Here is a 9,447-nt window from a genome sequence, read left to right on the forward strand (position 1 = left end):
ACAATGGATAAAAAAACGACGTTAATGTATGGTTCTTTACTACATGATATAGGTAAAATTATTTATCGGAGTAACGATCATGCATTTGCAAGAGGAACGCATTCAAAGTTAGGATACAAATTTTTATCTCAATTTTCAGAATTTAAAGATAACGAAGTGCTCGATAGCGTTGCTTATCATCATTATAAAGAACTTGCAAAAGCTAATTTAGCTAATGATAATACAGCTTATATTACCTATATTGCCGATAATATTGCGAGTGGTATTGATAGACGAGATGTTATAGAAGAGGGCGACGAAGAATACGAAAAACAAGCATTTAATTTTGATAAGTATACACCTCTATATAGTGTGTTTAATATTGTGAATTCTGAAAAATTGAAACAAACAAGTGGAAAGTTTAAATTTTCTAATGAAAGTAATATTGAGTATCCTAAAACTGAGAACATTCAATATTCAAGTGGAAATTATACAACACTAATGAAAGATATGAGTTATGATTTAGAGCACAAATTAAGTATTAAAGAAGATACATTTCCTTCATTATTACAATGGACAGAAAGTCTATGGCAATATGTGCCAAGTTCGACAAATAAAAATCAATTAATTGATATTTCTCTTTATGATCATAGTCGTATTACATGTGCTATTGCTAGTTGTATATTTGATTATTTAAATGAAAATAATATACATAATTACAAAGATGAATTGTTTACAAAGTATGAAAATAGCAAATCATTTTATCAAAAAGAAGCTTTTTTACTACTTAGTATGGATATGAGTGGTATTCAAGATTTTATTTACAACATAAGTGGTTCTAAAGCATTAAAAAGTTTAAGATCTCGTAGTTTTTACTTAGAAATCATGCTTGAGGTAATCATTGATCAATTACTAGAAAAATTAGAATTAACACGAGCAAATCTTTTATACACTGGTGGCGGCCATGCATATTTATTAGTCTCTAATACAGATAAAGTGAAAGAAAAAATAAATCAATTTAATATTGAGTTAAAAAATTGGTTTATGTCAGAATTCACTACAGATCTTTCATTATCAATTGCTTTTGAAAAATGTAGTGGTAATGACTTAATGAATACCAATGGTAATTATAGAACTATTTGGCGTAATGTCAGTAGTAAACTTTCTGATATTAAAGCACATAAGTATTCTGCAGAAGATATATTAAAATTAAATCATTTTCATTCATATGGGGATCGAGAATGTAAAGAATGTTTAAGAAGTGACATAGATATTAATGATGATGGATTATGCAGTATATGTGAAGGGATTATTAATATATCAAATGACTTAAGAGATAAATCATTCTTTGTACTGTCAGAAACTGGAAAATTAAAAATGCCATTCGATAAATTTATATCGGTTATCGATTATGAAGAAGCAGAAAGGTTAGCACAAAATAATAATCAAGTTCGTATTTACAGTAAAAATAAACCTTATATTGGTGTAGGAATATCAACGAATTTATGGATGTGTGATTACGATTATGCTAGTCAAAATCAAGATATGAGAGAAAAAGGTATTGGAAGTTATGTAGAAAGAGAAGAAGGTATCAAGCGTTTAGGCGTTGTACGTGCTGACATAGATAATCTTGGTGCTACATTTATATCAGGAATTCCAGAAAAATATAATTCAATTTCAAGAACAGCTACGTTGTCTCGTCAATTATCATTATTTTTTAAATATGAATTAAATCATTTATTAGAAAGTTATCAAATTACAGCTATATATTCAGGCGGCGACGATTTATTTTTGATTGGCGCATGGGATGACATTATAGAAGCAAGCGTTTATATAAATGATAAATTTAAAAAGTTTACGCTTGGTAAATTAACAATGTCTGCTGGTGTTGGAATGTTCAGTGGCAAGTATCCGGTTTCTAAAATGGCTTTTGAAACAGGATTACTTGAAGAAGCAGCTAAAACTGATGAAAAAAATCAGATAGCACTTTGGGTGCAAGAAAAAGTATATAATTGGGATGAGTTTAAAAAGTATATTTTAGGAGAAAAGCTTCTCGTTTTACAACAGGGATTTTCGCAAACAGATGAACACGGAAAAGCGTTTATATATAAAATGCTAGCTTTATTAAGAAATAATGAAGTAATTAATATAGCTCGATTAGCCTATTTATTAGCAAGAAGCAAAATGACGGAGGAATTTACATCTAAAATTTTTAATTGGGCTCAAAATGACAAAGATAAAGATCAATTAATTACAGCTTTAGAATATTATGTTTATCAAATAAGGGAGGCTGATTAAGTATGATATTAGCTAAAACAAAAAGTGGTAAAGCGATAGATTTAACTTTTGCACATGAGGTCGTAAAAAATAATGTGGAAAATGTTAAAGATAGAAGAGGCAGAGAAAAACAAGTTTTATTTAACGGACTTACAACAAGTAAGTTAAGAAATTTAATGGAGCAGGTAAATAGACTTTATACTATTGCCTTTAATTCAAATGAAGATCAATTGAATGAAGAATTTATCGATGAATTAGAATACTTAAAAATTAAATTTTATTACGAGGCAGGTCGAGAAAAAAGCGTTGATGAATTTTTGAAAAAAACATTGATGTTTCCAATTATTGATAGAGTGATACAAAAAGAATCAAAAAAATTTTTCTTAGATTATTGTAAATACTTTGAAGCTTTAGTTGCATACGCTAAATACTATCAAAAGGAGGATTAATATGTATTCAAAAATTAAAATTTCAGGAACAATTGAAGTAGTTACTGGTTTACACATCGGCGGGGGCGGTGAATCTAGTATGATTGGAGCAATTGATTCCCCTGTAGTTAGAGATTTACAAACTAAATTACCTATCATACCTGGCAGTTCAATGAAAGGAAAAATGAGAAGTTTATTAGCAAAACATTTTGGCTTGAAAATGAAACAAGAGAATCATAATCAAGACGATGAACGTGTTTTAAGATTATTCGGTTCAAGTGAAAAAGGAAATATTCAAAGAGCTCGTCTACAAATTTCTGATGCATTCTTTTCTGAAAAGACGAAAGAGCATTTTGCGCAAAATGATATTGCTTATACAGAAACGAAATTTGAGAATACAATTAATCGTTTAACTGCAGTTGCAAATCCAAGACAAATTGAGAGAGTAACAAGAGGATCTGAGTTTGACTTTGTACTTATTTACAATGTTGATGAAGAGTCACAAGTTGAGGATGATTTTGAGAATATTGAAAAAGCGATTCACTTATTAGAGAATGACTATCTTGGTGGCGGCGGTACCAGAGGTAACGGACGTATCCGATTTAATGATATAAATGTCGAGACAGTTGTTGGAGAATACGATAGTACAAATCTTAAAATTAAGTAGGTGAAAGACATTGACAACAAAAGTATTTAAACTTTCTTTTAAGACTCCTGTTCATTTTGGAAAAAAACGGTTGTCAGATGGGGAAATGACAATAACTTCTGATACTTTGTTTAGTGCTTTATTTATTGAAGCGCGTCAATTGGGTAAAGAAACCGATTGGTTATTAAACGATTTAATCATTAGTGATACATTTCCTTATGAAAATGAGCTTTATTATCTTCCTAAACCTTTGATAAAAATTGAATCTAAAGAAGAAGGCAATCATAAAGCATTTAAAAAGTTAAAATATGTCCCAGTTCATCACTATAATCAATATTTAAATGGTGAGTTAAGCGTTGAAGATGCGACAGATTTAAATGATATTTTTAATATTGGGCATTTTTCTCTACAAACAAAGGTTTCATTATCAGCACAAGAAATTGATTCAAGTGCTGACAGTGAACCTTATTCAGTAGGAACATTTACTTTTGAACCTGAAGCTGGTTTATATTTTATTGCAAAAGGATCAGAAGAAACCCTTGACCAATTAAAAGATATTATGACTTCATTACAGTACTCGGGTTTAGGTGGTAAACGTAATGCAGGATACGGACAATTTGAATATGAAATAATAAATAATCAACAATTATTTAAGTTATTGAATCAAAAAGGAGAACATTCTATTCTTCTATCAACGGCAATGGCTAAAAAAGATGAGATAGAGAATGCTTTAAAAGAGGCAAGATATATTTTGAATAAACGTTCTGGTTTCATACAATCAACAAATTATTCTGAAATGCTAGTTAAAAAAAGTGATTTCTATAGCTTTTCCTCTGGTTCAGTTTTTAAAAATATCTTTAACGGTGACGTTTTTAATGTTGGACATAATGGTAAACATCCAGTCTATCGTTATGCGAAGCCTTTATGGTTGGAGGTATAAGTATGACAATAAAAAATTATGAAGTTATTATTAAAACTTTAGGCCCAGTTCATATTGGTAGTGGTCAAGTTATGAAGAAACAAGATTACATTTATGATTTCTACAATTCTAAAGTTTATATGATTAATGGAAATAAACTAGTTAAATTTTTAAAAAGAAAAAATATACTCGATACATATCAAAACTTTTTGAGATACCCACCAAAAAATCCAAGAGAAAATGGACTAAAAGACTATTTAGACGCTCAAAATGTTAAGCAAAGTGAATGGAAAGCATTTGTGAGTTATTCTGAAAAGGTCAATCAAGGCAAGAAATATGGTAATATACGTCCTAAAGCGCTAAATGATTTACATCTAATGGTAAGAGATGGGCAAAATAAAGTGTATCTTCCAGGTAGTTCAATTAAAGGGGCTATCAAAACAGCCCTCGTATCAAAATATGATAATGAAAAAAATAAAGATGTTTATAGAAAAATTAAAATTAGCGATTCAGAGCCTATTGATGAAAGTAACTTAGCTATTTATCAAAAAATAGATATTAATAAAAGCGAAAAACCAATGCCTTTATATAGAGAATGTGTAGATGTAGATACTGAAATAAAATTTAAATTAACCATAGAAGATGAAATTTATTCTATTAATGAAATTGAACAAAGTATCCAAGATTTTTACAAAAACTATTATGACAAATGGTTGGTCGGTTTCAAAGAAACAAAAGGTGGAAGACGATTTGCATTAGAAGGCGGCATGCCCGACGTTCTAAACCAAAATATTTTATTCTTAGGAGCTGGCGCAGGATTTGTTAGTAAAACGACACATTATCAATTAAAAAGTCGAGAACAAGCAAAACGAGATTCTTTTGATATTTTAACTAAAAAATTCCGTAGAACTTATGGGAAAATGAAAGAAATGCCTTCTAACGTACCAGTTGCTTTAAAAGGGACAACTAATCAAAGTCGTCGTACTTCATATCAGCAAGGTATGTGTAAAATAAGTTTTCAAGAGTTAAATAATGAGGTGCTATAATGAAAGTACTATTTAGTCCAATAGGTAATTCAGATCCATGGAGAAATCTCCGTGATGGTGCTATGTTGAATATTGTACGACATTATAATTTAGATAAAGCTGTATTATATTTTACTAGAACAATTTGGGAAGGAAACGAAAAGAGAAAAGGACACAAATCTTACGAGTGGGAAAACATTATTCAAACTATTTCTCCAAACACTGAGGTCGAAATCATTGTTGAGGACGTAGAAAATGCTCAAGATTATGATGTCTATAAAGAGAAATTTCATAAGTATTTAAAAAGAATTGAAGATACCCATGAAAATTGTGAAATAATTTTGAATGTTACTAGTGGCACACCCCAAATGGAAGCAACATTATGTTTAGAATATATTGTCTATCCTGAAAATAAGAAGTGCGTACAAGTGAGTACACCAATCAAAGATAGTAATGCCGGTATCGAATATTCGAACCCTAAAGATGACAAAGAAGAATTTGAAGTGGTTAATGAAATAGAAAATCAATCTGAGAAACGATGTAAAGAAATAGATATTTTGAGCTTTAGAGAAGCAATGATTAGATCTCAGATTCTTGGTTTAATAAACAATTATGATTATGAGGGTGCATTAACTATAATTAATCAACAAGATTCATTTAGAAATAAGAAAAAAATTAAAAATATATTAGCTGAAATAACTAAAAGTATAAAACTGCATAGAATATTTAGTGAAATTAATAGTAAATATTCTGATAAAAATTTGAAAAAAATACTATTTCATTATCTATTACTACAAATGAGATTTGATCGAAATGATATTGCGGAAACTTTAATTAGAGTAAAGTCAATTGCTGAATTTTTAGCAGAGTACTACTTAAGACGAAATAATTCGGAAATACTAGTACTAGAAAAAGATAAAGTAAAATTAAATAATGAAAATGAGAATTTTTTGGCAAAATATAAATTACATTTAAAACAAAAAGGAAAAAATTTCAGAAATGAAAATGATGACTTTTTAAATTTACCTGCCTATACAGATATTTTTGAAGTTTTGTATCCTCAATCTGAACTAACACAAAACTTAAAGCATGTTCTAAATGTAAATGGACTAAGAAACAAAGTTGCTCATGGATTAGAATCATTGAGTTTATCTCAAAATGGTAGCTCAACGCAAATTAAAAATGCTGTTTATGCAGTAAAAGATTTGTTATGTATAATATTTCCGAATGTTGATAATAGTGACTTTGGATATTTTGAAAAGAAAAATACCGAAATAAGAGAGTTATTATGATAAACAAGATTACAGTAGAATTAGACTTACCAGATAGTATTCGTTTTCAATATTTAGGAAGTATTTTACATGGCGTGTTAATGGACTATCTTCCTAATGATATTGCTCATCAGCTACATCATGAATTTGCTTATAGTCCATTGAAGCAAAGAATATATCATAAAAACAAAAAAGTAATTTGGGAAATTGTTTGTATGTCAGATGGATTATTTAATGAGATAGCCAAGCTATTCACTTCTAACAATAGGTTGTTTTTAAAATATTACCAAGTTTATATTGAGATTTATTCTTTTAATATTGAGAAGGTAAACGTTCAAAATATTATGAATCAACTCTTGCAAACAGAAGAATTGAATCGTTATGTAAGAATTAATATACAGACACCTATGTCTTTTAAATATCAGAGTAGTTACATGATTTTTCCTGAGGTTAAACGTTTCTTTAGAAGTATTATGATACAATTTGATGCTTTTTTTGAAGAATATAAAATGTACGATAAAGAAACATTAGATTTTTTGGAAAAAAACATTAATATTGTTGACTATAAATTGAAAAGTACACGATTTAACTTAGAAAAAGTTAAAATCCCTTCATTTACAGGAGAAATAGTGTTTAAAATTAAAGGACCCTTACCTTTTCTACAACTAACTCATTTTTTATTGAAGTTTGGTGAATTTTCTGGATCAGGTATGAAAACAAGCTTAGGCATGGGGAAATATAGTATAATATAACTAGAATATAGCTGAAATTTAGTTGTCAAAAAATGTGACATTCTGCACTTATAGTACAAGTGATTTGTCGCTATTTTTGACAGCAAATTTTGCCTTTGAACTATTGATGTGATAGGCTTTAAAGAGCTATCTATTCAAGAACTACCCCGGAGAACAGGGGACGAGAACAATATTTTTTGCTCTTTCTCGTTTTGAGGGTCTAGTATTCAAGAACTACCCCGGAGAACAGGGGACGAGAACCATTTCCAAGATAAAAGCCACCTTTGAAAAACGTAATTCAAGAACTACCCCGGAGAACAGGGGACGAGAACACCGAAGCGGTGGACACCTTAACAATGATTAATATATTCAAGAACTACCCCGGAGAACAGGGGACGAGAACCCTCTTGCTGCTTTCTCATACATCTCTTTTTGCTATTCGAGAACTACCCCGGAGAACAGGGGACGAGAACGCTACAGTTGATTCACCTTTGTCAAATTTCATTGATTCGAGAACTACCCCGGAGAACAGGGGACGAGAACATTCTAAATGCTTCAATTTCTTTCCCTTGTACTGTGATTCGAGAACTACCCCGGAGAACAGGGGACGAGAACATTAGTTGCGTGTTATCCTCGTTATAAATAATCATGATTCGAGAACTACCCCGGAGAACAGGGGGACGAGAACATTACTTGCTGCCTCATTGTATTCTTTTGTAATTTGTATTCGATAACCACTTTGTATAAGAGTGGATAATAATTTCATAGTTAACTTGATTTTCAAATACAAAAAATCGACAACCACCCCGTAAAAGAGGGGACGAGAACTTAAATTTTCTCATTTTGAAAACTCCTTTTAATTTTAATCGACAACCACCCCGTAAAAGAGGGGACGAGAACTTTATCCAATCATTTCATCTGTTTTTTCGGTTAAAGCCAATCGACAACCACCCCGTAAAAGAGGGGACGAGTACCTCATCTTGATGATTTCAATTGGCTTGGTTCAAAAGAAATCGATAACCTCCGTAGAATAGAGAATAAGTATTAAAAATATATTTGATTTGACAAAATATTCTGCAAAAAAGGGGAACAAAAAATCAAGATTTAAACTGTAATTCATTATCTTTGCAATTAATTGACATTCATTTCTAAATAAGCAGAAACAAAAATAACGTTCATACAAATAATTTCTTTATGATTAAGTTAGAATTAGAAAATCAATGCGAAATACGAATAACAGTGAATGGAACGTATATTATTGAGAGATTGGATGCAGTGTATTGCAATTCGAGAGTTGCTACTTAAGAAATTAAAAAGAAGAAAACAAAAAATAGGAATTAAATTTGAAATAAGATATAAAACAAATATTTTTGTCATAATTAATTTAGTAAGTGCTTTATTATTTAGTAGGATAGGAACACATCAAACATAAGCGGTTGAAAGTAAAGTAACGCCTAATAATACTACAAATATCAGAATTTGTGCTATGAAAAAACATGGTTATCATCTAGAAAGTGTAAATTTAAAAAATGAGTATAAAGAAGATTATTGTGTAATTTTTCATTGTAATTAGTCTTAACATGAGGATGGAGCTGTTAAATTTTATAAAGATATTTTAGTAGAAACTGGCCCGGAGCTGTAGCTGTGACTGACTATCAAGAATGAACTAAAGTAGGTTGTTGTCCATTAACAAAAAAACAATATTTAACATCATCTACTAATAGTGCGAATAATGAGGATTAAAAGTAAACAATTGACAATAATGAACCAACACAGAGTAATCAATTACAAAATTTAAGTATTATTCAAGCAAGTAATAACACTCAAATACAAGTTAAGAATAATACATTACCAGAAACAGATGAACAGTCTAACTCTGGTTTGGTTACAATAGTTGTTTCTGTATTATTTGCTGCACGATCATTATTAATATTTAAAAAACTTTAAAATTTAAATAAATTTAATATTAAATAATAAAAATTTTATAAAGTATTTGTTGAAAAAATAATAACTTTGAAAGTTTTTAGCAAAATCACTGATAGGGAGAAGCGTATCATAAGTGATGGGGGTTTTTCAGCCGCTTCATAAAGGGATTTTGAACGTATCGGAACGTATGCGGTTTATGAGAATTGCTGTTATGTTTTTGTGAAGCATATCATAAATGATGCGGT

General features: G+C 29.9%; 7 protein-coding genes and 1 CRISPR repeat array. All 7 genes read left to right on the forward strand.

The features are described 5' to 3' along the window. The first annotated feature begins 3 nt into the window (after positions 1 to 3). From cas10 to cas6, 7 genes are read left to right on the forward strand one after another with little or no spacing between them, the layout of a single operon-like run. Positions 4 to 2,277, forward strand: coding sequence for a type III-A CRISPR-associated protein Cas10/Csm1 (cas10, locus tag CD036_RS11265; RefSeq protein ID WP_103388693.1), 2,274 nt, complete (start codon positions 4 to 6; stop codon positions 2,275 to 2,277). 2 nt (positions 2,278 to 2,279) lie between these two features. Then, on the forward strand, positions 2,280 to 2,705 hold the full coding sequence (gene csm2 / locus CD036_RS11270) for a type III-A CRISPR-associated protein Csm2 (protein WP_103388694.1): 426 nt from the start codon (positions 2,280 to 2,282) through the stop codon (positions 2,703 to 2,705). Position 2,706: 1 nt separating this feature from the next. Continuing rightward, a complete protein-coding gene (gene csm3, locus CD036_RS11275; RefSeq protein WP_103388695.1) occupies positions 2,707 to 3,351 on the forward strand; it encodes a type III-A CRISPR-associated RAMP protein Csm3 in 645 nt (214 codons plus the stop codon). Between the two features lie 10 nt (positions 3,352 to 3,361). Then, positions 3,362 to 4,270: a type III-A CRISPR-associated RAMP protein Csm4 gene (csm4, locus tag CD036_RS11280; RefSeq protein WP_103388696.1), complete on the forward strand. Its 909-nt coding sequence runs from the start codon at positions 3,362 to 3,364 to the stop codon at positions 4,268 to 4,270. Between the two features lie 2 nt (positions 4,271 to 4,272). After that, on the forward strand, positions 4,273 to 5,295 hold the full coding sequence (gene csm5, locus CD036_RS11285; protein ID WP_103388697.1) for a type III-A CRISPR-associated RAMP protein Csm5: 1,023 nt from the start codon (positions 4,273 to 4,275) through the stop codon (positions 5,293 to 5,295). Next, on the forward strand, positions 5,295 to 6,566 hold the full coding sequence (csm6, locus tag CD036_RS11290; protein WP_103388698.1) for a type III-A CRISPR-associated CARF protein Csm6: 1,272 nt from the start codon (positions 5,295 to 5,297) through the stop codon (positions 6,564 to 6,566). The genes csm5 and csm6 overlap by 1 nt, the downstream gene beginning before the upstream one ends. Next, positions 6,563 to 7,297: a CRISPR-associated endoribonuclease Cas6 gene (cas6, locus tag CD036_RS11295; protein ID WP_103388699.1), complete on the forward strand. Its 735-nt coding sequence runs from the start codon at positions 6,563 to 6,565 to the stop codon at positions 7,295 to 7,297. Before csm6 ends, cas6 begins: the two co-directional genes overlap by 4 nt. A 132-nt stretch (positions 7,298 to 7,429) precedes the next feature. Then, positions 7,430 to 7,892: a CRISPR direct-repeat array (repeat unit 36 nt; unit sequence ATTCAAGAACTACCCCGGAGAACAGGGGACGAGAAC). The last annotated feature ends 1,555 nt before the right edge of the window (positions 7,893 to 9,447 follow it).

This window comes from Staphylococcus arlettae, assembly GCF_002902345.1.
Taxonomy (GTDB): Bacteria; Bacillota; Bacilli; order Staphylococcales; family Staphylococcaceae; genus Staphylococcus; species Staphylococcus arlettae.

Excerpts from the sequence above, each read along its gene's own strand:
- csm6 (WP_103388698.1), top strand. The coding sequence starts at position 5,295 with ATGAAAGTACTATTTAGTCCAATAGGTAATTCAGATCCATGGAGAAAT.
- cas6 (WP_103388699.1), top strand. The coding sequence starts at position 6,563 with ATGATAAACAAGATTACAGTAGAATTAGACTTACCAGATAGTATTCGT.
- csm3 (WP_103388695.1), top strand. The coding sequence starts at position 2,707 with ATGTATTCAAAAATTAAAATTTCAGGAACAATTGAAGTAGTTACTGGT.
- csm5 (WP_103388697.1), top strand. The coding sequence starts at position 4,273 with ATGACAATAAAAAATTATGAAGTTATTATTAAAACTTTAGGCCCAGTT.
- csm2 (WP_103388694.1), top strand. The coding sequence starts at position 2,280 with ATGATATTAGCTAAAACAAAAAGTGGTAAAGCGATAGATTTAACTTTT.
- cas10 (WP_103388693.1), top strand. The coding sequence starts at position 4 with ATGGATAAAAAAACGACGTTAATGTATGGTTCTTTACTACATGATATA.